Origin of the sequence: Oceanococcus atlanticus, from assembly GCF_002088235.1 — a bacterium.
Classification (GTDB): domain Bacteria; phylum Pseudomonadota; class Gammaproteobacteria; order Nevskiales; family Oceanococcaceae; genus Oceanococcus; species Oceanococcus atlanticus.
The window spans coordinates 1,090,170-1,115,413 of sequence record NZ_AQQV01000001.1; the positions used below are offsets into that span (position 1 = coordinate 1,090,170).

General features: G+C 63.0%; 22 protein-coding genes. 1 reads left to right on the plus strand and 21 read right to left on the minus strand.

The genetic code is table 11. The features are described 5' to 3' along the window. Positions 1–2 precede the first annotated feature (2 nt). The 4 genes from ATO7_RS05155 to ATO7_RS05170 form a co-directional block, all read right to left on the minus strand. Positions 3–965 carry a Nudix family hydrolase gene (locus ATO7_RS05155; RefSeq protein WP_158523058.1) on the minus strand — a complete coding sequence of 321 codons (963 nt, stop codon included), beginning with the start codon at positions 963–965 and terminating at the stop codon, positions 3–5. 2 nt (positions 966–967) lie between these two features. Continuing rightward, complete coding sequence (argJ, locus tag ATO7_RS05160; RefSeq protein WP_083560152.1) at positions 968–2,188, minus strand: bifunctional glutamate N-acetyltransferase/amino-acid acetyltransferase ArgJ; 1,221 nt, start codon at positions 2,186–2,188, stop codon at positions 968–970. A 4-nt stretch (positions 2,189–2,192) separates the two neighbouring features. Then, positions 2,193–4,961, minus strand: a complete 2,769-nt coding sequence (gene secA / locus ATO7_RS05165; RefSeq protein WP_083560154.1) for a preprotein translocase subunit SecA — start codon at positions 4,959–4,961, stop codon at positions 2,193–2,195. 154 nt (positions 4,962–5,115) lie between these two features. Next, positions 5,116–6,030 (minus strand): M23 family metallopeptidase, encoded by a 915-nt coding sequence (locus tag ATO7_RS05170; RefSeq protein ID WP_083560157.1) that lies wholly within the window; start codon positions 6,028–6,030, stop codon positions 5,116–5,118. A gap of 89 nt (positions 6,031–6,119) precedes the next feature. Here ATO7_RS05170 and ATO7_RS17230 point away from each other — a divergent pair, with 89 nt between their 5' ends. Next, complete coding sequence (locus ATO7_RS17230; protein WP_083560160.1) at positions 6,120–6,422, plus strand: DciA family protein; 303 nt, start codon at positions 6,120–6,122, stop codon at positions 6,420–6,422. Here ATO7_RS17230 and lpxC read toward each other — a convergent pair. From lpxC to mraZ, 17 genes are all read right to left on the minus strand, one after another. Continuing rightward, positions 6,391–7,302, minus strand: a complete 912-nt coding sequence (lpxC, locus tag ATO7_RS05180; RefSeq protein WP_083560162.1) for a UDP-3-O-acyl-N-acetylglucosamine deacetylase — start codon at positions 7,300–7,302, stop codon at positions 6,391–6,393. The two genes, ATO7_RS17230 and lpxC, sit on opposite strands and share 32 nt — an antisense overlap. A gap of 313 nt (positions 7,303–7,615) precedes the next feature. After that, complete coding sequence (gene ftsZ / locus ATO7_RS05185; RefSeq protein ID WP_330395392.1) at positions 7,616–8,812, minus strand: cell division protein FtsZ; 1,197 nt, start codon at positions 8,810–8,812, stop codon at positions 7,616–7,618. Between the two features lie 34 nt (positions 8,813–8,846). Beyond that, positions 8,847–10,082: a cell division protein FtsA gene (ftsA, locus tag ATO7_RS05190; RefSeq protein WP_083560164.1), complete on the minus strand. Its 1,236-nt coding sequence runs from the start codon at positions 10,080–10,082 to the stop codon at positions 8,847–8,849. Continuing rightward, positions 10,079–10,819 (minus strand): cell division protein FtsQ/DivIB, encoded by a 741-nt coding sequence (locus tag ATO7_RS05195; RefSeq protein ID WP_083560166.1) that lies wholly within the window; start codon positions 10,817–10,819, stop codon positions 10,079–10,081. Before ATO7_RS05195 ends, ftsA begins: the two co-directional genes overlap by 4 nt. Further along, positions 10,816–11,742, minus strand: a complete 927-nt coding sequence (locus ATO7_RS05200) for a D-alanine--D-alanine ligase (protein ID WP_083560168.1) — start codon at positions 11,740–11,742, stop codon at positions 10,816–10,818. The genes ATO7_RS05195 and ATO7_RS05200 overlap by 4 nt, the downstream gene beginning before the upstream one ends. Next, positions 11,739–12,617 (minus strand): UDP-N-acetylmuramate dehydrogenase, encoded by an 879-nt coding sequence (gene murB / locus ATO7_RS05205; RefSeq protein ID WP_083560170.1) that lies wholly within the window; start codon positions 12,615–12,617, stop codon positions 11,739–11,741. The genes ATO7_RS05200 and murB overlap by 4 nt, the downstream gene beginning before the upstream one ends. Beyond that, positions 12,614–14,053 carry a UDP-N-acetylmuramate--L-alanine ligase gene (gene murC / locus ATO7_RS05210; protein WP_240499420.1) on the minus strand — a complete coding sequence of 480 codons (1,440 nt, stop codon included), beginning with the start codon at positions 14,051–14,053 and terminating at the stop codon, positions 12,614–12,616. The genes murB and murC overlap by 4 nt, the downstream gene beginning before the upstream one ends. Then, complete coding sequence (murG, locus tag ATO7_RS05215) at positions 14,050–15,153, minus strand: undecaprenyldiphospho-muramoylpentapeptide beta-N-acetylglucosaminyltransferase (RefSeq protein ID WP_083560174.1); 1,104 nt, start codon at positions 15,151–15,153, stop codon at positions 14,050–14,052. Before murG ends, murC begins: the two co-directional genes overlap by 4 nt. Then, the gene (gene ftsW, locus ATO7_RS05220) at positions 15,150–16,301 is read right to left on the minus strand and encodes a putative lipid II flippase FtsW (RefSeq protein ID WP_083561015.1); all 1,152 of its coding nucleotides are present in this window, start codon (positions 16,299–16,301) and stop codon (positions 15,150–15,152) included. Before ftsW ends, murG begins: the two co-directional genes overlap by 4 nt. Next, a complete protein-coding gene (murD, locus tag ATO7_RS05225) occupies positions 16,298–17,617 on the minus strand; it encodes a UDP-N-acetylmuramoyl-L-alanine--D-glutamate ligase (protein WP_083560176.1) in 1,320 nt (439 codons plus the stop codon). The genes ftsW and murD overlap by 4 nt, the downstream gene beginning before the upstream one ends. Further along, on the minus strand, positions 17,617–18,699 hold the full coding sequence (mraY, locus tag ATO7_RS05230; protein ID WP_083560178.1) for a phospho-N-acetylmuramoyl-pentapeptide-transferase: 1,083 nt from the start codon (positions 18,697–18,699) through the stop codon (positions 17,617–17,619). Before mraY ends, murD begins: the two co-directional genes overlap by 1 nt. Continuing rightward, complete coding sequence (locus ATO7_RS05235; protein ID WP_083560180.1) at positions 18,699–20,051, minus strand: UDP-N-acetylmuramoyl-tripeptide--D-alanyl-D-alanine ligase; 1,353 nt, start codon at positions 20,049–20,051, stop codon at positions 18,699–18,701. Before ATO7_RS05235 ends, mraY begins: the two co-directional genes overlap by 1 nt. Beyond that, on the minus strand, positions 20,039–21,550 hold the full coding sequence (locus ATO7_RS05240; protein WP_083560182.1) for a UDP-N-acetylmuramoyl-L-alanyl-D-glutamate--2,6-diaminopimelate ligase: 1,512 nt from the start codon (positions 21,548–21,550) through the stop codon (positions 20,039–20,041). Before ATO7_RS05240 ends, ATO7_RS05235 begins: the two co-directional genes overlap by 13 nt. After that, positions 21,547–23,298: a peptidoglycan D,D-transpeptidase FtsI family protein gene (locus tag ATO7_RS05245; RefSeq protein WP_083560184.1), complete on the minus strand. Its 1,752-nt coding sequence runs from the start codon at positions 23,296–23,298 to the stop codon at positions 21,547–21,549. The genes ATO7_RS05240 and ATO7_RS05245 overlap by 4 nt, the downstream gene beginning before the upstream one ends. Further along, positions 23,267–23,575: a cell division protein FtsL gene (gene ftsL, locus ATO7_RS05250; RefSeq protein WP_083560187.1), complete on the minus strand. Its 309-nt coding sequence runs from the start codon at positions 23,573–23,575 to the stop codon at positions 23,267–23,269. The genes ATO7_RS05245 and ftsL overlap by 32 nt, the downstream gene beginning before the upstream one ends. After that, positions 23,572–24,534: a 16S rRNA (cytosine(1402)-N(4))-methyltransferase RsmH gene (rsmH, locus tag ATO7_RS05255; protein WP_240499421.1), complete on the minus strand. Its 963-nt coding sequence runs from the start codon at positions 24,532–24,534 to the stop codon at positions 23,572–23,574. The genes ftsL and rsmH overlap by 4 nt, the downstream gene beginning before the upstream one ends. Next, positions 24,503–24,934 (minus strand): division/cell wall cluster transcriptional repressor MraZ, encoded by a 432-nt coding sequence (mraZ, locus tag ATO7_RS05260; RefSeq protein WP_083560191.1) that lies wholly within the window; start codon positions 24,932–24,934, stop codon positions 24,503–24,505. Before mraZ ends, rsmH begins: the two co-directional genes overlap by 32 nt. Positions 24,935–25,244 lie beyond the last annotated feature (310 nt).

The following is a 25,244-nucleotide window of genomic DNA, read 5'->3' on the forward strand; positions in this document are numbered from 1 at the left end:
AGCTAACGCGGGTGCTGATACGCGGAAATGCCGGCAACGCCCTGCCCACCGTGCTGAAAAACCGCCTCAGCATCCGACACCGCAAGCCCGCCCAATCCATAGCAGGGGCGGTTGGCCTGCGCCGCAAGTTGCGCGAAACCGTCCAGTCCCAGGATCTGGGCGCCCGGATGGGTCGCGGTTGCATGCACGGGGCCAATGACCAGCGCCTGGGCCCCCAGAGCGCAGGCACGCTCAAGCTCTGCTCGGTTGTGACAGGAAGCGAATAACCAGCCAGCGTCGGGCAATGCGCTGCGCTCGATGCGCTGCGCAGCAGCCGCAGTGAGATGCACACCTGCGATGCCTGCTGTGCCTGCGGGCACGCCCTGCCAGCGATCAATCAGCAAGCCTGATCCAAGCGCGTGAAGCCTTGGCCCGGCCTGCATCGCCAGCGCCGTGTAAGCCTCCTCGGACAGACGCGGCGCACGCAAACGGATCAGCCGGTGCCCATCCGCAGCCAGACGCAGCAGATCAGCCAATAGCGCATCAGCGTCCGCTCGATCAGCCGTAATGGGCAACGCGCACGGCAGTTTCAGGGCATCGATGATCGGCCCATCAGCCTCGAGCACATCGTAGCTTTCCATTTCGGCGGGCTGCACCCAGGCCAGGGCCTGATTTTCCAGCCCTTCGGCCTGCCCCGCCCAGGCCTCGACCAGCCAGGTATCCAGTTCCACGGTGCGCTCGGTGTAGGCGTGGCGCAAACACAGCAGAGGCCGGGCACTTTGCACACGCACGCCGATTTCCTCAGCCAGTTCGCGCTCCAGCGCCTCACGCGGTGATTCTCCGGCCTCGATTTTTCCGCCGGGAAATTCCCAGCGTCCTGCCGCAATTTTGCCCGCCGGGCGCTGGGCCAGCAGCACCGCACCATCGGCACGACGCAACACGCCTGCCGCCACACGAACCACCGACCGTGGAGCCCCGGCTGCCACGATCAGCTGCGGTATTCGGCGTTGATCTTGACGTAGTCGTAGCTGTAATCGCAGGTCCACACCGTGGCGCTGCTGTCGCCTCGCCCCAGGACCACCTGAATGCAATACTCCGACTTGCCGGCCACTGCGGCGCCGCGCGCCTCGCTGTAGTCCGGATCGGGTTCGCCACCACGAATCAGACACACGTCATCGAGGTACAGGTTGACCAGGCTCAGATCGAGCGCCTCAAGGCCACTGCGACCGACCGCTGCCAGAATGCGCCCCCAGTTCGGATCACCCGCAAAGGCGGCGGTTTTCACCAACGGCGACTGCGCCACGGTGTACGCAACCTGGCGTGCTTCCTCAACGCTGGCCGCCGCCCCCACCTCAACCCGGATAAAACGGGTCGCGCCCTCAGCATCCCTGACGCAGGCCTGCGCCAACCACACGCAGACCTCACGCAATGCATCGCGCAGTACCGGCAATGCCGAACTTTCGGCCGTCAAAGGCGCATGCCCGGCTGTGCCGGTGGCCGCAACGATGCAGGCATCGTTGGTCGAGGTATCCCCGTCCACGGTGATGGCGTTGAATGACTCGGCCACAACTTCATTGAGCAATGCCTGCAGGACACCGGACTCGACCACGGCATCCGTCGCCACAAAGGCGAGCATGGTGGCCATGTCAGGCCGGATCATGCCCGCGCCCTTGGCGATACCGGTGACGGTGACCGTGCGCCCATCGATCTGGCACTGCCGCGAAATCCCTTTGGGCACGGTATCGGTGGTCATGATCGCGCGGGCGACCGCGTCCCAGCCGTTGGCGTCCAGCGCGCCAGCCAGTATCGGTAATGCGCGCGCAAACGGCTCGACCGGCAGTGCCTGACCGATCACCCCGGTGGACAACGGCAGTACCGCCTCGGTATCCACATCCAGCGCATCCGCGGCCAGCGCGCAACTGCGCCGCGCGGCATCCAGACCGGCCTGACCAGTCCCCGCGTTGGCGTTGCCAGCGTTGATGAGCAGCGCACGCGCCTCGGCTGTGCCGGCCAGATGCTCGCGGCACACCACCACAGGCGCGGCGCAAAAGGCATTGCGCGTAAACACACCGGCGACCTGACTGCCCGACGCCAGATGAATCAAAACCAGATCATCGCGACCGCGATAACGAATACCCGCAGCCGTGCAGGACAAGCTGACCCCGGGAACCGGTTTGAGCCCCTCGGCAGGCTTCAGATTGACCGGCATATGATCAGCTGAGCTTGCCGTGGCACTGCTTGTATTTCTTGCCCGAGCCACACGGACACGGCTCATTGCGCCCGACCTTGCGCTCCTGCCGCTCGAAGGTCTCCGGCTTGGCCGGTGGCGGCGGACGACGCTGCACCTTGACGCGCTGCTGAGGCGCTGCACCCGGCGCCGCTGCCTGGCCCGGCTGTGGCGCAGGCGCAGCCTCACCACCACTCAGGGCACTTTCGGCCTCGGCATGCTCGAAATGCATCTCGCGCTCACGTCGTGCCTGCTCAACCCGCTCGATATCTTCCGGCTGCTGAATGCGCACCTTGCTGACGATGCTCACGACCTCTTGCTTATAGCGATCAAGCAACTCGGTGAACATGCCAAACGCTTCACGCTTGTATTCCTGCTTGGGATCCTTCTGCGCGTAACCACGCAGGTGAATACCCTTGCGCAGGTAATCCATCGCTGCCAGATGCTCGCGCCACAAGGTATCAAGCACCTGCAGCATGATCGCTTTCTCGAAGTTGTCGAGCGACTCATCACCAGCCTGCTCACGCTTGCTGCGGTATTCCTGATCAAGCAGATCCAGGATGCGCTTGATCATGCCTTCGTCGGAGAGGGATTTGTCCTCATCCAGCCAGGCCTGCAAATTGACCTCGCAGGCGTACTCACGGGCCAGCACATCCTGTAATTCATCCAGCCGCCACAGTTCTTCGGCGCTGCCACGCGGCACGTAGGTGCGCACAAGCTGCTCAATCACATCTTCGCGCAGCTGAGTGATCATCTCGCTGAGCGATTCGTCACCCAGCAGCGACTCACGCATGTCGTAAACCACACGACGCTGGTCGTTGGCAACGTTGTCGTATTCCAGCAGGTTCTTGCGGATATCGAAGTTGTGCGCCTCAACCTTGCGTTGCGCCGTTTCGATCGAACGGGTTACCCAGCGGTGTTCGATGGCTTCGCCCTTTTCCATGCCCAGGCCCTGGAGCATGCCGCGCAGACGCGGGGGCGTGAAGATGCGCATCAGGTTGTCGTCCAGCGACAAATAGAAGCGGGTGCGCCCCGGATCACCTTGACGCCCGGATCGACCACGCAGCTGGTTGTCGATACGGCGTGATTCGTGCCGCTCGGAACCGACCACAAAGAGCCCGCCGGCAGAGATCACCTTCTCGTGACGCTTGCGCCAGTTGCGCTCGGCCTCTTTACGCTCCTCCGCCGCATCTGGCGACAGGGCGTCGAGCTCTGAATCGAGATTGCCGCCCAGCACGATGTCGGTCCCGCGACCGGCCATGTTGGTGGCAATGGTGACCACGCCGGGACGTCCGGCCTGGGCCACGATATCGGCCTCACGCTCATGTTGCTTGGCGTTGAGGACCTCATGTTTGATCTTGCGCCGATTGAGCTCGGCCGAGAGGATTTCCGAGGTTTCGATCGATGCGGTACCCACCAGCACCGGCTGTCCGCGATCGCAGGCATCCTGGATGTCCTGGGCAATCGCGTCGTACTTTTCCGCAGCCGTCATGAACACCTGGTCGGGCAGGTCTTCACGCACCATGGGCTTGTTGGTCGGAATCACGACCACTTCCAGACCGTAAATCTGCTGGAACTCGAAGGCCTCGGTGTCGGCGGTGCCGGTCATGCCGGACAGCTTGTCGTAGAGGCGGAAATAATTCTGGAAGGTGATCGATGCCAGGGTCTGGTTTTCCTGCTGGATCTGCACCCCTTCCTTGGCTTCTACCGCCTGATGCAGCCCATCGGACCAACGCCGCCCCGGCATCATGCGCCCGGTGAACTCATCGATGATAACGACCTGGCCGTTGCGCACGATGTATTCGACATCGCGGTGGTAGCAGGCATGCGCCCGCAACGCGGCCATCGCATGGTGCATCAAAATGATGTTCGAGGCGTCGTAGAGCGAGCCTTCGCTGAGCAAACCCGCTTTCTCGAACAGCTCCTCAAGGGCCGCGTGGCCGTCCTCACTGAGCTGGATCTGCTTGGTTTTCTCATCGACGAAGTAGTGGCCCTCGGCCTCTTCGTCGTCCTGGCGCTTGAGCTGCGGCACCAGGGTGTTCATCTTGCGATAAACCTCGGGATTGTCGTCGGTCGGCCCGGAGATGATCAGCGGCGTACGCGCCTCGTCGATCAGGATGGAATCGACTTCATCGACAATGGCGAAGGCCTGACCGCGTTGCACGCGATCTTGCAGGCGAAACGCCATGTTGTCGCGCAGGTAATCAAAGCCGAATTCGTTATTGGTGCCGTAGGTGATGTCGGCGGCGTAGGCAGCACGCTTTTCCTCGTTGTTCTGGCCATGCACCACCACGCCGGTGGTGAGTCCGAGAAATCCGTACAGCCGCCCCATCCAGTCAGCATCACGCTTGGCCAGATAATCATTGACCGTAACCACGTGAACGCCGTCACCGGGCAAAGCATTGAGGTAGGCGGCCAGCGTCGCAACCAGGGTCTTACCCTCACCGGTGCGCATCTCGGAAATCTTGCCCTGGTTAAGCACCGCTGCGCCGATCAGCTGCACGTCGAAATGGCGCATGCCCAGGACACGTTTACCGGCCTCCCGCACCACGGCGAAGGCTTCGGGCATCAAGGCGTCGAGCTTCTCACCCTTGTCGAGCCGCTCACGAAACTCCTGAGTTTTCGCTTTCAGCGCATCGTCGCTGAGTTGGCGGATGCTGTCTTCCAGGGCATTGGTCTTGTCGACCATGGGCTGCAGGCGGTTCAGCAAACGCTGGTTGCGGCTGCCGAATACCTTGCTGAAAAAATTGGCCATGAGAGTCTTTGCTGAAAACGCGAAAGGCCCGCCAAGGAATGACCGGCCCTAAAAAGGGTCAATGATAACGTGGATTTGCCGACGTCACCGAACGTGAACCTCGGAGCCAACCATCATTGGGGTGAATTACGCCCAGGCAAGCCCGGCGTGGGCGCTACTTCTGGCTGATGTACTGATACGGGTCGATGCGCCGGCCATCCACCAGCACTTCGAAATGCACATGCGAGCCTGTTGCGCGGCCGGATTTGCCGACCAGGGCAATGGCCTGACCTTTAACCACGCGATCACCAATACGCACTAAATTACGGCTGTTGTGCGCGTATCGCGTGACGTAGCCGTTGCCATGATTGATTTCGACGATACGCCCGTACCCGGAGCGCTGACCGGAAAACGAAACCACGCCTCCGGCCACAGCCAGAATGTCCGTGCCCGACAGGGCAGCGAAATCCATGCCGGTGTGCCGGGTGCGCCGGCCCGTGAACGGGTCGGTACGGGTGCCGAACAAGGACGAGATGAAGCCACGCTTGACCGGCCATCCTGACGGATACTGCTGAGAATGCAGCTGACTGACCAGGAGCAGATGCTCAAGAATATCCAACTGCCGCTCTTTCAGCTCCAGCTGCATATCCAGGTCATCCAGTGCCACATGCTCCGGCGCGATCACCTCGTCACCGGGATCTGCCGGACCACCCAGAGCAGGCTCGGCATCAAAATTGAATTCATCGCTGCTGAGTTGCGCAATTTCAGTCAGCTTGCGCCCGGCCGCGTTGAGACGCGTGATTTCAGCCTGCATGCGCCCCAGCCGCCGTGCGACCGCCACTTGATTGGCGGCCATCTGGCGGCGGCTTTCCTCAAGCCGCGCGCGCTGCTCGGCAAGCGCAGGTCGCAAATCCTCGATGTGGTCCAGCGAAAGCCCGGTGTGGGCAACGGCGGGTGCGCTTGCGCGCCCCAGCGTGAAGGCCGCTGCCACGAGCAACACCAGTACCACCGAGGCACTGACAATCAAGGCACGCGACGACAGACCGCCCAGGCCTTCGACCTTGATTTGTTTAACCGATACACTGCTCATTGTTGCGGGTATCTCCCGAACCCTTCATTTCAGCAAACAGGACCACGTTGGCACGTCAACACCAATTCTCTGATCTCACACGCCTTGCGATGTCAGATCTTTGGTCAAAGGTGGACCTGCACTGCCGCATCCAGTCCTTGCTGGAAACACGCTTGCCACGCGCCTTTATTGGCCATGTGCAGGTAGCGTGCATAGACGGCGACCGGTTGGTGCTATGCACCGATTCCCCCCTGTGGTCGTCTGATTTACGTTATCGAAGTGCCCTTATCCTCAAAAGCGTAAATTCTTGCTACGGGCTTAATTTAAGCCAATGCAAAATCCTCGTGCGCCCCCAAGCCTTTCGACATAACCCGGTGCCCTCTAAACCGCCGCCAAACCCGGCGCGTAGCTGATTGGTGCGGTTTCCAGGTCGTCGTATGTGACGATGTCAAAAGCCTGCTGGTCAGCAAGCAATGCCTGTGCCAGCTGATTGTTGAGGCCATGCCCGGACTTATAGCCGGTATAAGCCCCAACGATGCCATACCCCATGAGATAAAGGTCACCAATGGCATCAAGAATCTTATGACGAACAAACTCGTCGTCGTAACGCAAGCCGTCTTCATTCAGAACACGGTAGTCATCCAGCACGATGGCATTGTCCAAACTGCCTCCGAGTGCCAAATTGTGTGAACGCAGATATTCGATGTCGCGCATGAATCCGAAGGTGCGCGCACGGCTGACTTCGCGCACATAACTGGTGCTACCGAAATCAATGCTGGCGCGCTGAACACCATCGGTGAATACCGGGTGGTCAAACTCAATCGCGAAATCCACCTTGAAACCGTCATACGGCTCAAAGCGTGCCCATTTGTCACCGTCGCTTACCGTGACCGGGTTTTTGATGCGAATCAGCTTTTTGGCCGCGGCTTGCTCGGCAATGCCCGCGGACTGAATCAGGAATACGAATGGACCGGCGCTGCCGTCCATGATCGGCACTTCCGGCGAAGACAATTCGATATAGACATTGTCGATGCCCAGCCCGGCCAACGCCGACATCAGATGTTCGATCGTGGCCACGCGCACACCGCCGTGATCCAGCGCGGTGCACAGGGTCGTGTCTTTGACCAAGGTGGCATCGGCCGGCACATCAACAACCGGATTGAGGTCCATGCGACGGAACACAATCCCGGTGTCCACCGGTGCGGGCTTAAGATGCAGTGACACTTTGTCACCCGAGTGCAAACCCACGCCCGTTGCGCGAATGTCACTTTGCAAAGTTCGTTGTTTGAGCATCGGGAATGATCTCCTGGGTCGACCGCCTGCCGGCCGATTTTCGCCCTGCGCGCTACGCCAATAGACGCGGCGCGCAGAGATTTGGTTCCGAGCATACTATATAATTTGTTGTGCATCGCAACAAATCAAGCATTTTCGAACGCGCAATCAGGTAGTTATGCGGAACATCTCATCCGCTTTCCTAACCACGCGCCCCAAATTCGGGCAGCCGCGCACCTTAGCACAATAAAAAAGCCCGAAGCGTGACAAACACGTCGGGCTTGTGCAAAGCGACGGGCGGCGGGGTTAACCCGCCACCTGATCTTGGCCTGGCTTAGTCTGCCTGGGTGCGCAGGAACGCCGGCACATCCAGCCAATCGTCATCACGCAGGCTCGGCGCGGCACTGCCATGATCCATGGAACGACCACCCGCGGCAGCACGCTTGGGCACGGCAACCTTGTTGAGTTCCTCAAGTGCGGACGGGGCCTCACTCTGAACCTGCGGCTGCTTGCCGTGGCTGATCGGCGTCACACGGGTCGAGGCCGGCTCCGGCATGACCTTTTTGAGCTGCGAATCCAGTCCGGTGGCAACCACGGTCACGCGCAGACCTTCGCCCACCGAATCGTCTTCCACCGTACCCACGATCACTTCTGCGGACTCGGAAGCCGCCTCGGTCATCAGTTCCATTACCTGGGTGTACTCATCGATGGTCAGGTTGGCGCCGGTCACGTTGACCAACAGGCCTTCGGCACCCTGGATCGACAGCTCTTCAAGCAGCGGGCATGACAACGCCGCCTGAGCCGCTTCCTTAGCGCGGTCTTCACCCTTGCCGGTGCCGATGCCGATCATGGCCATGCCCTGCACGCCCATCACCTTCTTGACGTCGGCAAAGTCGACGTTCATCTCGCCTTCGCAGCTGATGATCTCGGCAATACCCTGCACCGCGTTGTGCAGCACGTCGTTGGATGCGGTGAAAGCTTCCTTCATCGACACGCCCTTGCCCAGAACCGGCAGCAGACGCTCGTTGGGGATCACGATCAGCGAGTGCACATGCTTGTTGAGCTCATCAATACCGTGTTTGGCCACGGTCATGCGCTTGGCCCGCTCGAACTGGAACGGCTTGGTCACCACGGCAACCGTGAGGATGCCCATTTCACGCGCAATCTCGGCCACCACCGGGGCGGCCCCGGTGCCCGTGCCACCGCCCATACCGGCGGTGATGAACAGCATGTCAGTGCCTTCGATCAGCTCGACAATACGGTCGCGGTCTTCCAGTGCGGCCTGACGACCCACGTTCGGATCGGCGCCAGCACCCAGGCCACGGGTGATCTGCTGACCGATCGGCAGCAGCACATCGGCGGAACAACGCCGCAGATGCTGGGCATCGGTGTTGGCGCAGATGAATTCCACACCCTTGATGCCGGCCTGAACCATCTGGTTGACCGTGTTGCTGCCGCCACCGCCGACGCCTACAACCTTGATCACCGCTTCCTTCGTCTGTGTTTCCATCACTTCAAACACTTCGCCCATGACTATCTCCTTGAAACCAAATCCGTTGAAAAACCTAAAAATTGCCCTGAAACCAGCTCTTCATGCGTGCCAACATGTTCGTGAAACCGGAGTCCCCGACCTTTCCTGGTGTTTGCGGCTGACTTTGTGCCCCGAACCGCAACAGACCCACTCCGGTGGCGTGCCCAGGATTGCCCGCCACATCTGATAAACCCTGCACCTCGGACGGCACGCCCAGGCGCACAGGAACCTCGAAAACCTCTTCCGCCAGCTCAACCGCGCCGCGCAGCTGTGCGCAGCCACCGGTGAGCACAACCCCGCCTGCCGGCATGGTGTCGAAACCGCCACGCCGCACCTCGCGCAGGATCAGCCGGAACAGCTCCTCCATGCGCGCGCGGATCACCTCGGTGAGCACATGCTTGGACATGCTGCGGTTGGGGCGATCACCCACCTCGGAGACGTCGATCATCTCCTCACCTTCGATCAGCTCGGGCAAAGCGCAGCCGTGCTTGATCTTGATCTCGTCGGCGTGCTTGGGCGGCGCACGCAGCGCCACCGCAATGTCATTGGACACATGGTCGCCACCAATCGGGATGACCGAGGTGTGGCGGATCGCACCATGCTCGAACACCGCGATATCGGAGGTGCCGCCACCGATATCGACCAGACAGACACCCAGCTCCTTTTCGTCATCCATGAGCACCGCATAGCTCGACGCCAGCTGCTCAAGAATCAGCTTGTCGGCGGTCAGCCCGCAGCGCTCGATGCACTTCTTGATGTTCTGCGCCGCGCTGACGCTGCCGGTGATCATGTGCACGCGCACTTCCAGGCGCACGCCGGACATGCCGATGGGTTCGGTGATGCCACCCTGATCGTCGACGATGAACTCCTGCGGGAGCACATGCAGCAACTCCTGATCGGCTGGAATGGCCACCGCACAGGCCGCATCAATAACCCGGTCAACATCGTGTTGGGTCACTTCGCGCGACCGCACCGCCACGATGCCGTTGGAGTTAAGGCTGCGCACATGGCTGCCGGAGATGCCAGCGAACACCGACTGGATCCGGCATCCGGCCATCAGCTCGGCTTCCTCCACGGCGCGCTTGATCGATTGCACCGTGGCCTCGATGTTGACCACCACGCCCTTCTTCAGGCCACGCGAGGGGTGAGTGCCAAAGCCCACCACGTTGACCTGCCCTGCAGGACTGACTTCCCCCACGATGGCGGCGATCTTGGAGGTGCCCACGTCCAGGCCCACCAGCAGATCGTTGCGCTCGCTGCGTTTCGTCATTGTTTGAATTCCTCAGCCTGGCCAGACGCTGTCCAGCGCACGGCAAAACCATTGCGATAGCGAAGATCGATGGCCGCAACATCCAGCAGTCGCGGCTTGAGCACCGGCAACACCACATCGGCCAGCAGGCGGAACTTCTCTTCCACCGGCTCGCGACCGAACTCGAGCACGATCACCTGCTCACCCACCGTGACCTCGGCCTTGCGGTCTCCGGTTGCCGAGACATCCCAGCCGCGTAGACCCCAGCCAAGCGGCAAGGCCGGCACCACCACCGCCAGATCCGCAAACACGGCCTCGGCCTGTTCCGGCGGCCCTTGCACATGAAGCACCGCAGTCGGTTGTTCGTCCGGCCAGATCAAATGGCCATCGGCGGTCAACACCGCATCCTCACCCCAGGCGGCAACCGCCTGATGCGCTTCGATGCGCACCGCCAGACGGTCTGGCCACAAGCGCTGCACCTGAACATCGCGGACCCAGGCCAGATCACTCAGGCGCTGCTCCAGATGCTCCACGTCGATACCGAAAAAGCCTTCGCCCAGATACGGCGCAACAGCCTCGCGCACATCCAGCGGATCAACCGGCCCCAGTTCGCCGTAGATATCCATGCTCATGGGCACCTTGGCGCCACCGGCCAGCCCCACGCCGATCAGCCCGGCGACCAGCACAGCCACACCAACGCCTACACCCCAATCCAGTGACGGCAGCGATTTGCTCATGATGGCCTGGGCACTGCTCATGCCCCCTCCTCGCTGGTCAGCAGAATGCGCCAGATCAGCTGATCGAAATCGATCCCCGTCGCGCGCGCCGCCATCGGCACCAGCGAATGGGTGGTCAGACCCGGCACGGTATTGACCTCAAGCAACCACGGCTGACCCTGCTGATCAACAAACAGATCGACCCGGCCCCAGCCACGCCCGCCAACCGCATCAAACGCTTCCAGGGCAAGTGCTGCACAACGCTGCTCCTGCTCCGCGGGCAGGCCGCAAGGGCAGTGATAGCCAGTGTCTTCGGCCTGATACTTGGCGTGATAGTCGTAAAACTCGGCCTGGGGCTGCACACGAATCAGCGGCAGAACCTCGCCATCCAAAATCGTGGCGGTGTACTCCAGACCATCAATGAATTGCTCGGCCAGAACCTGTTCATCGAATTGGGCCGCGGCCGCGTAGGCCGCAGCCAGATCTTCGACGCGGCTGACCTTGCTCATGCCGATGCTCGAGCCTTCACTGGCCGGTTTGACGAAGATCGGCAGCCCCAGCTCGGCAACCACGCCAGCCGGATCAAAACCGGCCCGCAGCAACACGCTGCGCGGCGTTGGCAGCTTCTCGGCACGCCAGATGCGCTTGGTCTGCGCCTTGCTCATGGCCAGTGCCGAAGCGGCCACACCACAGCCGGTGTAAGGCAGCCCCTGCAAAGCCAGCGCGGCTTGCACCGTGCCATCTTCACCACCGCGACCATGCAGGGCAATGAACACCCGGTCGAAACCGGCTGCCTTGAGACCCAGCACTTGCTCGGGCGTCGCATCGATCAAGCTGGCGTCCACGCCCAGACGCTGCAGCGCGGCGAAAGCCTCGGCACCGCTTTGCAGCGACACTTCGCGCTCGGCTGACCAGCCACCGTACAGCACCGCCACGCGGCCCATATCCTGTGCACTGCGCGTCATTGCAGCGCCTCCCCAACAACCCGAACTTCCGGAATCAGGCGCACCTCATGGGTGCGCTCAACGGTGTGTGCCACATGCGCAATCAGCTGCTCGATGTCTGCCGCGCTGGCCGTACCCGTGTTGATGATGAAATTGGCGTGCTTGGGCGACACCTGAGCACCGCCAATGCTGTGCCCCTTGAGCCCGCAGGCCTCGATCAAACGCGCGGCATGGTCACCCGGCGGGTTGCGGAACACCGAACCGCAACTCGGCTGCCCGACCGGCTGACTGGCCCGCCGCTGACGCAGCAGCTGCCTGACCTTGTCCGCCTCGGCTTCGCCATCGCCCGCACTGAACTGGAACTCTGCCGCCAGGAACAGCCCACCTTCGATCGGCGCGGTCACGCTGCGATAGGCGTAGTCGAAGTCCGCCGCATCCAGGCTGCGCACCTGGCCGGCGCCATCCAGTATCTCGACACGGCGCACATGCGGCCAGGTCTCGCCACCGAATGCTCCGGCATTCATGGCCAGTGCACCGCCCACGGTGCCGGGAATCCCGGCGAAGAATGCGGCACCGGCGAGCCCTTCGGCGGCGCAGAACTTGGCCAGCCGGGCACAGTGTGCTCCGGCTTCCACATAAACGCGGTCCTCGTCGCGACGGACCATGGTGCCGAGCGCGTCATACACGGTCACCGCGGCGCCGCGAATACCGCCATCGCGCACCAGCAGATTGCTACCCAGCCCAAGCCACAGCACAGCGCCCTGATGGCCGGCCAGAAAACCCTGAAGGTCCGCGCGGTCGCTCGGGCGGTACCAGATGTCCGCCGGGCCACCGACACGCCAGCTGGTGTGCCGGCTCATCGGTTCGTTGCGCCGCAGATCACCGTGCAAGGTCATGCGCTCACCCCCGGCAAACCGTCACGTGCCATGCTCTGGGCCAGATGCCCGATGTTGCCGGCCCCCAGCGTAAGCAGCAGATCGCCATCGGCCAGCACGCTGGACAAGCGGTGCGGCAGCTCATTCAGATCGGCCACGAAAATCGGCTCGACATCGCCACGCAGACGCACCGCGCGGGCCAGCGCCCGCCCGTCGGCATTGGCAATGGGCGCTTCACCAGCGGCATAGACCTCGGTCAGCAGCAGCACGTCGGCAGCGCCCAGCACTTCGGCGAAGTCATCCAGCAGATCCCGCGTGCGGCTGTAGCGATGGGGCTGGAAAGCGACCACCAGACGGCGCTCCGGCCAGGCGTGGCGCATGGCCTGCAGGGTGCAGGCAATTTCGCGCGGATGATGACCGTAATCGTCGACCAGATAGGCCTCACCGGTGTTGAGCTGAAGATTGCCCAAACGCTCGGCGCGACGCCCAATGCCGGCAAATTGATCCAGCGCCGCCTGGATCGCCTCCGGCGCCACATCCAGCTCGCGGGCGATTGAAATGGCGGCCAGCGCATTGAGCACGTTGTGCTCGCCCGGCAGATTCAGGCGAATCTGGAAATCCTGTGCCGCTGCGCCAATCACCGTGAAGCGGGTTCCGCCGGCATCGGTTTTAAGATCCACCGCGCGGATATCGGCATCAGAACCGAGGCCGTAACGCACCACCGGGCGCGCCACTTCAGGAATCAGCTTGCGCAGATTCACATCATCAGTGCACAACACGGCCAGCCCGTAAAACGGCAGAAAATGCAGAAACTCGACGAAGGCATCACACAAGCGGTTGAAATCACCCCCGTAGGTTTCCATGTGATCGGCGTCGATATTGGTCACCGCGGCGATCATCGGGGTCAGATGCAGGAACGATGCATCCGACTCGTCCGCCTCAGCCACCAGATAGGGCCCGGCGCCCAGTTGTGCATTGCTGCCACTGCTCTTGACCAGGCCGCCGACCACATAGGTGGGGTCGAGGCCGCCAGCTGCCAGCACGGCCGAAGTCAGGCTGGTGGTGGTGGTCTTGCCATGGGTCCCTGCGATGGCGATGCCGATGCGAAAACGCATCAGCTCGGCCAGCATTTCAGCGCGTCGGATAACCGGGATGCGGGCTGCCTGAGCGGCCTGGATTTCCGGGTTGTCCAGGGCAATCGCGGTGGAACGCACCACCACATCGGCGCCGGACACCGCCGCAGCGCTGTGCCCCTGGGTGATCGTTGCGCCTAGGCTGATCAGCCGTCGCGTCACGCTGGTGTCACCCAGATCGGTACCGCTGACCTGATACCCCAGATTGAGCAGTACCTCGGCAATACCGGCCATGCCGGAGCCGCCGATGCCGACAAAATGTATGCGCCGCACCTTGCCCATGCGCAAGGCCAGCATCTGCTTGAGACCATCGGCGTTCATCATGCGGCGACCTCATCAAGTTGCGGCGGCAGGCCCAGATAGCGGCGACAGACGTCGGCGATCTGGGTGGTTGCCAGCGGATGAGCGCACTGACGCGCAGCACGCGCCATGTCCTGCAAGCGCGCACGGTCGGCGAGCAGGCTTTCGACCTGCTCTCGCAGCCCCGTCGCGCTGAGTTGTGCCTCCGGCATCAGCACGGCGGCGCCAGCCGCCACCAGATGCTCCGCATTGCGGGTTTGATGGTCATCGATGGCATGCGGGAACGGCACCAGGATTGAGCCCACACCGACCATCGCAAGCTCGGCCAGGGTCAAGGCGCCGGCGCGACAGATGAGCACATCGGCCCAGCTCAGCGCCTCGGCCATGTCATCGATGAAAGCGCTCAGCGCGACCGCTTCGGGATCAGCCACATCGGCCTCATCCCAGGCCTGTTGGGCCGCAGCCAGCGTGCGACCAGCCTGATGCCGGATGTGCACCCGGTCAGTCAGACCGGCCAACGCCGCCGGCACGGTTCGGTTGAGTGACAGCGCACCGCCGCTGCCGCCCAGAATCAGAATGCGCAGCGGCTCATGCGTGCCGGTGCCCCGCTCATCCGGCTGCGCCAGTGCGCTGAGTTCAGCACGCACCGGATTGCCAACCGTGCGAGCACGCGGCAGCGAGGCAAACGCCGACGGATAAGCCTGCAGAACCTGCGTCGCCATGCGCGACAGCAGTTTGTTGGTGGTGCCGGGCGCCGCGTTCTGTTCGTGAATCACCAGCGGCACACGCAACAGGCCCGCAGCCAAGCCACCCGGTCCGGCGGCATAACCGCCCATGCCCAGCACCAGTCTGGGCTGGAACGCACGAATGATGCGCTGGGCCTGCCACACGGCGCGCAGGATACGCAGCGGCGCCGCCAGCATAGAGCGCCAGCCCTTGCCGCGCACGCCGGCCACATCGATCCATTCGATGTCGAACCCTGCCGCTGGCACGGCACGCGCTTCGAAACCGTTGCGCGTCCCCATCCACAGCACATCAACGCCCTGTTCACGCAGCGCCTTGGCAACCGCCAGCGCCGGGAACACATGACCGCCGGTTCCACCGGCCATGACCAGCATCTTCATCGCCCGGCCTCCTTGCGCGCAGTCTCCAACGCCACACGCAACATCAGCCCCATCGCCGCGCAACTCATGACCATGGAACTGCCGCCGTAGCTGACAAAAGGCAGCGGCAGCCCTTTGGTCGGCAAGACACCCATGTTGACGCCGATATTGAGCAGCGCCTGCAACACCATCCAGAAACCGATGGCGTAGGCCAGGTAGCTGCCAAACAGCTGCCCCTGTTCGGCCGCGGCACTGGCAATACGCATGCTGGCGCGCAGAATCAGGCCGAGCAGCACCAGCAGGCCAACCACGCCGAGCAAACCAAACTCTTCGGCAAAAATCGCAAAGATGAAATCGGTATGCGTTTCAGGCAGATAAAGCAGCTTCTGCACGCTGTTGCCCAGGCCCACGCCAAACCACTCGCCGCGGCCAATCGCAATCAGCGACTGGGTCAGCTGAAAACCGCCATCAAAGGCGTGCGCCCAAGGATCGCGGAAGGTCAGCAAGCGCTCGACACGGTAGGGCGCCGCCACCATCAGTGCGCCGAACGCACCCAGAGCCAGCACGCCGACCACGGCCAGATCACGCAGGCGCGCCCCGGCCATGAACAACATCATGAAGCTGACCGCCATCAGCACCGCGGACGCGCCGAAATCGGGCTCCAGCAGCAACAGCATGACCGCCGCCCCCAGCGGCAGCAAAGGCTTGGCCAGACCGGTCCAGGACGAACGCAGCTCGCTCGCGCGACGCACCGCGTAGGCCGACAGATACATGAACAAGGCCAGTCGTGCCGGCTCCGAAGCCTGCAGCTGCACAAAGCCCAGATTCAACCAGCGCCGCGCACCGTTGACCTCATGCCCGATGCCAGGGAACAGCACCACCGCCAGCACTAGCAGGGCTGCCGCCAGCAGCACGAAACTGCTGCGCTCCCAGATGGCCAGCGGAATGCTCAACAGCAGCCCAGCCGCAGCCAGACCAATGCCCATGAACACCAGCTGCTTATAGAGGAAATGGAAACTCTCACCGGTGTAGCGCTCGGCCACCGCCACCGAAGACGACGCCACCATGACCAGCCCCAGAGCCATCAGCAGCCCCAGCGGCCAGAGCAAACCATGATCCAGATCGGCCGGCCGAAAACCCAGCGGAGCCAGATTCAGACGCAGATTCATGCCAGCCCCCGTGCCAGCGCGGCGAAACACTCGCCCCGCTCTGCATAACCGCTGAACTGATCAAAGCTGGCGCAACCCGGTGACAGCAGCACGCTGTCGCCCGGCTGAGCCAGGCTGTCGGCCTCGGCTACGGCCTGGGCCAGCTCACCCACATCACGCATCACGATGTGCGCACCCAGGTCGTCCAGGTCGCGCGCGATCTGCGCCGCATCCTGACCAAACAGCAGCACCGCCCGCCCCTTGTCCTTGAGCGGTGCGCGCCACGGTTTGAAATCACCACCTTTGGCCTGGCCACCGGCCAGCAGCACAACCTTGGGTTCAATACCATCCAGAGCCGCCAGGGTGGCCCCGACGTTGGTGCCTTTGGAATCGTTGATCCAGCGCACTCCGTTGCGCTCCGCCACCCACTGACAGCGGTGCGGCAGACCGGGAAAGGCCGCCGCAGCGGCGGTCATCGCATCGCGCGGCAGCCCCGCGGCCATGCCCAGCGCAAATGCCGCCAGCACGTTGGCCTGATTGTGACGCCCGACCAGCTTCAGCTGCGCCGCCGGCAACCAGGGCTGACCACCCACGCACAAATGCGTGTCGCGCAGATCGAAATCTGCCGCCTGCAAGACCGAGAAGTCGCTCGACGGCAGTTCGTCCGGGGCCAGTGTGGCCGCATCCGGGTCGTCCTTGTTGATGATCGCGTGCGCGGCATGGGCGAAGATGCGCGCCTTGGCTGCGCCGTAAGCCTGCAAAGAACCGTGGCGATCCATATGATCGGCACTCAGGTTGAGCACGCAGGCGGCAACGCATTGCAGGCTGTGCGTCAGATCCAGCTGGAAGCTCGACAGCTCCAGCACGATCAGATCGGCATGACGCTCCAGCAGGTCCAATGCCGGGGTGCCAATGTTGCCGCCGACCAGCACCTGCAATCCGGCCCGCTCAGCCATTTCGCCGAGCAACGTAACCACCGTGCTCTTGCCGTTGGAGCCGGTCACGGCCACAACCGGCCGCGTATTTTGCCGCGCGAAGATTTCGATATCGCCGATCAGCGGCAGACCGCGCTGACGCGCCCGCGCAAACAGCGGCAGGTTGAGATCAAGGCCAGGCGAAACCACCAGCTCATCCACACCGTCGAGCGAAACCGCGTCGAGATCGCCGCTGTGCAGGGGCACCTCCGGATACTGCTCGGCCAGGGCCAGCGCATAGGGCGGCTCGCCGCGGCTGTCGCACACCCGAACCTGCGCGCCCTGGGCCACCAAGAAGCGCACGACCGACCAGCCGGTCAGGCCCAGACCGACCACCAGACACTGACGTCCGGACCAGTCCATCAGCGCACCTTCAGCGTGGCCAGACCGACCAGCACCAGGATCAGGGTCACGATCCAGAAGCGCACGATGATCTTGGGCTCTGGCCAGCCCTTGAGTTCGAAATGATGATGCAGCGGCGCCATGCGGAAGATGCGCCGCCCGGTCAGCTTGAAAGAGCCAACTTGCAGGATGACCGACAGTGTCTCAGCCACGAACACCCCACCCATGATGAACAGCACCACCTCCTGACGCACGATGAGCGCCACCACCCCGAGTGCGGCGCCCAGCGCCAGCGCACCGACATCGCCCATGAACATCTGTGCCGGATAGGTGTTGAACCACAGAAAACCCAGTCCTGCGCCGCAGATTGCCGTGCAGAAAATCAGCACCTCGCCAACCCCGGCGATGTACACGATGCCCAGGTACTCGGCGAACTCGAAATGACCGGTGGCGTAGGCAAACACGCCAAGCGCCGCCGCGACCATGACGCACGGCATGATGGCCAGACCATCCAGACCGTCGGTGAGATTGACCGCGTTGCTGCTGCCGACCACCACCAGGTAACCCCAGATCCAGAAGAAGGCGCCCAGCGGAATCACCACATCCTTGAGCAGCGGCAGATACAGGCTGGTGTTAACCGGCGAATCGGCAAATGCCCACAACGCGCCGGCGGTGAGCAGACCGGCCAGACTCTGCCAGCCGTACTTCTCTTTGGCCGACAAGCCATCCGAGTTCTTGTACTTGAGCTTGCGATAGTCGTCGACGAAACCGATCGCGGCGAATGCCAGCGTGCACAGCAAGGCCACCCAGACATAGATGTTGCGCAGATCCGCCCACAACAGGGTTGAAACGCCTACCGCAGCGATGATCAGCGCGCCGCCCATGGTGGGCGTGCCAGCTTTGGAAAAATGGCTCTTCGGGCCATCGTCACGGACCGGCTGGCCGATCTGTTTTCGCACCAGATAATCAATCAGGTATGGCCCCAGGAACAGGCTGAAGCCCAGCGCGGTCAGCACCCCCATGATGGCGCGCAAGGTCAGGTACTGGAACGCATTCAGCGGTGAAAAATACGGCGTCAGCCATTCAGCCAGGTGATACAGCATCAGGCCTCTCCCTTGAGCTGATGAACGACGCGCTCCATGCCGGCGCTGCGCGAACCCTTGACCAGCACGGTGCCGTGATCCCCCAGCACACTGGCCAGCTCGCCAGCCAGCGCCAGCGGTTCGTCAAAATGCCGAGCGCCATCACCGAAGGCCTCGACTGCATGGCGGCTCAACGGCCCACAGCCCCACAGCCACTCGATACCTCGCGCACGCGCGGCTTCACCCGCATCGCTGTGCGCACGCGCCGCCCCGGCGCCGATTTCGGCCATGTCACCCAGCACCAGATGGCGCGGCGGCGCGCTGGCCGCCAGCACGTCAATCGCGGCCAGCAATGAAGCCGGATTGGCGTTGTAGGCATCGTTGATGAGGCTCACCCCACCGGGCAGCGTGTGCGCCTGCAAACGTCCGGACACCGGACTGACCCGAGCAAGCCCGGCAGCGATCGTCGCCACATCCAGCCCCAGCGCATGGGCCACAGCAGCAGCGGCCAGCGCATTCATAACGCTGTGCCGACCGGGCAATGGCAAACACACATCGGCGCCCTGCCCGCCCACCGTCAGAGTAAAACGCTGCTCGGCCAAGGCATTGTGTTCGTCGGCGGCGCGCACATCGGCACTCGCCGCACGCCCGAAGGTCACGGCCGTGCGTTGCCCGGCCAACTCACGCCACAGCGGGTTATAGGGGTCATCCGCATTGATCACGGCGACACCCTCAGCGCCCAGCGCAGTGAACATTTCACCCTTGGCCGCAGCCACACCATCGCGTGAACCAAAGCCTTCCAGATGCGCATCGCCAGCATTATTGACCAGTCCGACGTCAGGTTTGGCCCAGCCTGCCAGCGCGGCAATTTCGCCGGCATGATTGGCGCCCATTTCGATCACCGCATAGCGATGCTCGGGGCGCACATTCAGCAGACACAACGGCACACCAATGTGGTTGTTGAGGTTGCCCGGGGTGGCAAAGGTTTTGGCGCAGCCGCCAAGCACGGTCGCAAGCATGGTTTTGACACTGGTCTTGCCGTTCGAGCCGGTCACGCCGACCAACTGGCCCGCCCCCATCCGTGCCCACTCCTGACGCCAGGCCACAGCCAGCGCCTGCAGCGCAACCAGTACATCCGGCACGACGAGCTGCGGAAAATCGATATCCAGAGGTCGACTGACCAGCGCACCGCTGGCCCCTAGCGCCGCCGCCTTGCGCACAAATTCGTGACCATCGACCCGCGACCCAGGCAGCGCGATGAACAGCTGCCCCGGCTGCAACACGCGGGTGTCGATGCACGCGCCGGTGACCGCCTGATCGCGCCCCTGCAGCACGGCGCCGATCCAGTCCACCGCCTGGCTCAAGCGTTGCATGCCCAACCCTCCTGCGCGGACGCGCTGTGCAGGCGCCGGGCTACATACTCACGATCGGAGAAAGGACGGCGCTCCAGCCCGATCTGCTGATAATCTTCGTGGCCCTTGCCGGCGATCAGCACCAGATCATCTGGCCCCGCCTGGCCCAGGGCATGATCGATGGCCAGCGCGCGATCATGGATGATGCTGTAGGCCTGATCAGCTGAAAGCCCCTCAAGCATGTCGGCAATGATGTCCTGGGGTGACTCGGTGCGCGGGTTGTCATCGGTCAGGATCAGCACGTCGGCATGCGCCGCTGCCGCCGCAGCCATCTGCGGGCGCTTGCCACGATCGCGATCACCACCACATCCGAAAACGCAGAAGATCCGCCCACCTGGCTTGCGGTGCTGATGCAGCGCACGCAGCACCTGAATCAGTGCCCCAGGGGTGTGGGCGTAATCCACCACCGCCAGCGGCTTACCTTCGGCACGGAAGGCCTCGATCCGTCCCGGCACGGTTTTGACCTCACGCAGGGCGGCCAGCACCTGCGCCAACTCCAGCCCGGCCGCACGCCAGGCGGCCGCAACCGCGAGCAGGTTGTAGATATTGAAATGGCCGATCAGACCGCACTCGAACGCATGGCGCTCGTGCGCAGTCACCACGTCGAAACTCAGCCCCTGAGGCTGCTTGCGGATGTTCTCCGCGCGCAGCCAGTCGGCCTGCTCCGGCTGGGCGTCGACGGCATACGCGACCACCGGACGCTGGTCTGCCAGCTCGCGCGCCCACTGGCGACCGTAGTCGTCGTCCACATTGATGATCAGAGCCTTGAGCCCATCCGACTCAAGCAGGCGACGTTTGGCCCGGGCGTAGTTGTCCAGATCGCCGTGATAATCCAGATGATCACGACTCAGGTTGGTGAACACCGCCACATCCAGATCAACCCCGATGATGCGCCCCTGATCGAGCGCGTGGGACGACACTTCCATGGCCAGCGCATCCGCGCCCTCAGCCGCCAACCGGGCCAGACCGGCCTGCAACTGCACCGGATCCGGGGTGGTGTGGGTGGCCTTGGCCAGATCGTCGAGGAAGCCGACGCCCACGGTCCCCATCAAGCCACAACGCCGCTGTAGACGCGCCGCGGCCTGAGCGAACAGGTGGGTGCATGAGGTCTTGCCGTCGGTGCCGGTCACCCCCACGGTAAACAGAGCTCGACTGGGCGCCCCAAAGAAGCGCGAGGCGATCAGACCAACCCGCCGCGAAAGATTGTCCACGGCCACGCAAGGCACATCCGCTTGCGGCGCTTCGACGCCCGGGCTGGGCTCCCACGCCAAGGCGACGGCGCCGCGCTGCAAGGCCTGCTCCAGATGCGCCAGACCGTGTGACTCGGTGCCTCGGCAGGCCAGGAACAATGCCCCCGGCTCAACCTGACGGCTGTCCATGGCCAGGCCGGAGATCAGCGGATTGCTGCCGCACAGGCTGGCATCCAGCTCCAGCAACTCATTCAGGTGCCAGCTCGTCATGAGTGCGAATCCCCAACCGCCACACGGGCTATGGAATGATCGCCTTCGGCTGGCGCGATCTGCAGCAAGCGCGCAGCCGAACTGGCCACGCGGGAAAACACCGGCGCAGCAACCAGACCGCCGTAGTAAACGCCGGAGCGCGGCTCGTCGATTACCACCAGACTGAGCAGGCGCGGCTGATCAGCCGGCAACATGCCAACAAACAGGGATTGGTGCCGATCCTCAGCATAGCCGCCCCCCTCTGCCTTGCGCACTGTGCCTGTCTTACCGGCCACCCGGTAACCTGGCACCGCGGCGCGGGTGCCCGTACCGCCGGGCTGCACAACCGCGGTGAGCATTTCACGCACCTGGGCCGCAACTTCGGCACTGATGATCCGCTCATCCTCGAACTGCGACCCACCCTTGACCAGCGACAAGGTGCGACGCACCCCGTCTGCCGCCAAAACCATATAGGCCTGCGCGAGTTGCAGAGCGGTCACACTCATGCCGTAGCCATAGGAGGCCGTGGCAGTACCGACATCGCCCCACTCATAGGGGCTGGTCAGCTGCCCGGCGACCTCACCGGGGAAACCGGAGGCCGTTGAATAGCCGAACCCGAACGCCCGGTAGGCATCGAACAGGCGATCAGCCCCCATCAGCATGCCGACTTTGACCGCGCCGACGTTGGAGGACTTGGCCAGCAGCTCGGTTAAACCGATCTGACCATAGCCACGGTAGTCACGCACCTGCAGGCGTCCGATCTTGATCCAACCATTGCCGGTATCGACCTGCTCGGACGCATCGATGATGTTGTTCTGCAACGCAGCTGCCAGCATCAACGGTTTGACCGTTGAACCCGGCTCAAACTGATCCAGCGCCGCGCGATTACGCCAAGCCGCCCGGTTTTCGCCCAGACTGTTGCGGTTATTGGGATTGAAGCCTGGCTGCGTGGCCAGCGCCAGAATCTCACCGGTCTGCACGTCGGCAACCAGAATCACCCCACCCTTGGCATTGTGCGCCGAGACCGCCGCCTTGAGCTCGCCGTACGCGTAGTGCTGCAGGCGCAGATCAATGGACAGGTCCACATCCTGGCCGGGGCGCGAGGCGCGAAATTCATCCAGATCATCAACCACGCGACCAAGCCGATCCTGGATCACCAGACGCTGCCCCGGACTGCCCGCCAGCAAGCTGTCAAAGCCACGCTCCAGACCTTCCTGGCCGACGCCGTCGATATTGCAAAGACCGACCAGCTGGGCGGTCACTTCGCCAGCCGGGTAATAACGCCGGTACTCGCGCTGGCTGAATACGCCGGGCGCATCCAGATCAAGAATGCGCCGCGCCTCGGACGGCGGCAACTGCCGCTTCAGGTAATAGAACTGGCGCCCGCGGCGCTTTTCCAGCTCGGCCTGCAGTTCACCGCGCTGCATCTCCAGCAAATTGGCCAGCGGCGCGATGTAAGCCGGCTCGGCCAGCAGGGCCGAGGGCACCACCCAGATGGATTCCACCGGCGCACTCAAGGCCAGCGGCGCACCATGACGGTCGCGCACAGCGCCACGCCCACCCGGCTCCAGCAAGGTTCTGACATGGCGACGCTCGCCCTCTGCCAGCAGGAAATCTCGGTCGCGCACCTGCAACTCGAAGGCACGCAAACCCAGCGCCACAAAACCCAGCACCAGCAAGCCGACCAGCACATGCTGACGCCATGCAGGGGCCAGCCCGGCGGGCACTTCGGCGGGCTTATTCCTGGCCTGGGACTTGGACAATGACATAGTCGTCCGGCACCTTCATGCCCAGTTGTTTTTCGGCCAGTTCACCGACCCGCGAATGCGCGCCGACATAACCCCGCTCCAGCCGCAGCTGGTTGAACTCGACCTCGAGCTGCTCACGCTCGGCGGCCAGTGCTTGCGCCTCGGTCTGCAGCGCACGGCTGTGGTGCTTCATGCCCACCACGCCAATCGCGCTGACGATCAGCAAAGGCAGCGCCAGATAACGCAGCGGCGGCGCTGACAGACGCGACAAGTCGAGCTTGCTCATCACCCGCGTCATGCGCACTTCTCCGCCCAGCGCAACACCGCACTGCGCGCCCGCGGATTACGCTGAGCCTCAGCTTCATCGCACAGCCGTCGTGTCACCTGCCGGACCCGCGCCGGCGGCGCCGGCGACACCGGATCAGGCGCCGGCGGGCGTGCCTGGGCACGCAGGAACTGCTTGACGATGCGATCTTCCAGCGAATGAAAGCTGATCACCGCCAAGCGCCCACCAGGCCTGAGCACGTCCAGCGCCTGAGGCAAAACCTCCGCAAGCACATCAAGCTCACGATTCACCGCGATGCGAATCGCCTGAAAGCTACGCGTGGCCGGGTGTATACGCTTGCCACGACGTCCGCCCACTGCACGCTCGATGAGTTCCGCCAGCTGCAAGGTGGTGGTGATCGGCGCCTGCTCACGCGCGCGCTCGATCGCACGCGCGATGCGCCCGGCATTATTTTCCTCGCCGTATTCACGCAACACCCGGCGCATGTCGTCGTAGCTGGTGTGCGCAACCCAATCCGCTGCACTGAACCCGGCCAGCGGATTCATGCGCATATCCAGCGGGCCATCCTTACCAAAACTGAAGCCGCGCTGCGCATCGTCGAGCTGCGGGCTTGAGACGCCCAAATCAAACAGGATGCCGTCGATCTGACCAATCAGACCTCGCGCCTCGATACTCTTATATAGATGAGAGAAATTGAACGGCTCCAGCGCCAGACGCGCTTCCTGCCGCATCCAGCCCTGCGCGACCGCCTGCGCCTCGGGATCCTGATCAAAAACTACCAAACGGCCCGCATCATCAAGCCGTTCGAGCAAAGCTTTGCTGTGCCCACCACGGCCGAAGGTCGCATCGACGTAGACGCCGTCGCCGCGGATGTTCAGTGCATCCAGGGAGGCGTCCAGCAGCACCGATTCATGCGACAGCATCACGCGGAAACCGCGCTCAAATCCCGATACTGGCAAGGAATTCAGCATCAAGCTCAACCTCGTCCTGATATCGGCGCCACGCATCGGCGTCCCACAACTCGAATTTCTCACCCTGACCAACGAAAACAGCCGAGCGATCCAGCCCTGCGCGGGCCCGCAGGTAGGGCGTCAACTGCACGCGCCCCTGCTTGTCCATGACCACGTCTTCAGCAGCACCCAGAAAATGCCGCTGCAATTTTTTGGCCTGCGGCGTCAGCGACGGCAGCGCCATCAGCTTGGCGGCAAACACCTCCCACTCGGGATAGGGGTAGACCAGCAAGCAGGCATCCAGGCTGAGGGTGAGAATCAGACGGCCAGCGCAGCTGTCTTGGAGCGACGCACGATAACGCGCCGGGACGGCCAGGCGCCCCTTCACATCAATCGCAAGTTCTGTCGTTCCGCTGTACACGCTGGCCTTTTGGGTGGATTACTCCACGACACTCCACTTTTCACCCTTAAAGCCCACTATAGGCTTGGCCATTTTTCGTGTCAAGAAAGTTTTATAAGTAAAAACAGTAACTTATGACGTGTTTTGCGGAAATTTTCACACCACCAAATCGGCCTGTAAACAACAACTTACAGACAGCTCTTAGAGATGTTTGTGAAGGAAATTGGTCAATTCAGGGGGCAAGGTGGGGAGATAGGGCAGAAAATTTCCGACAAACGGTTTATTGAGCACCAAATGGCGCCAGGCTGCAGCCCGGCCGCACAGGATGGCG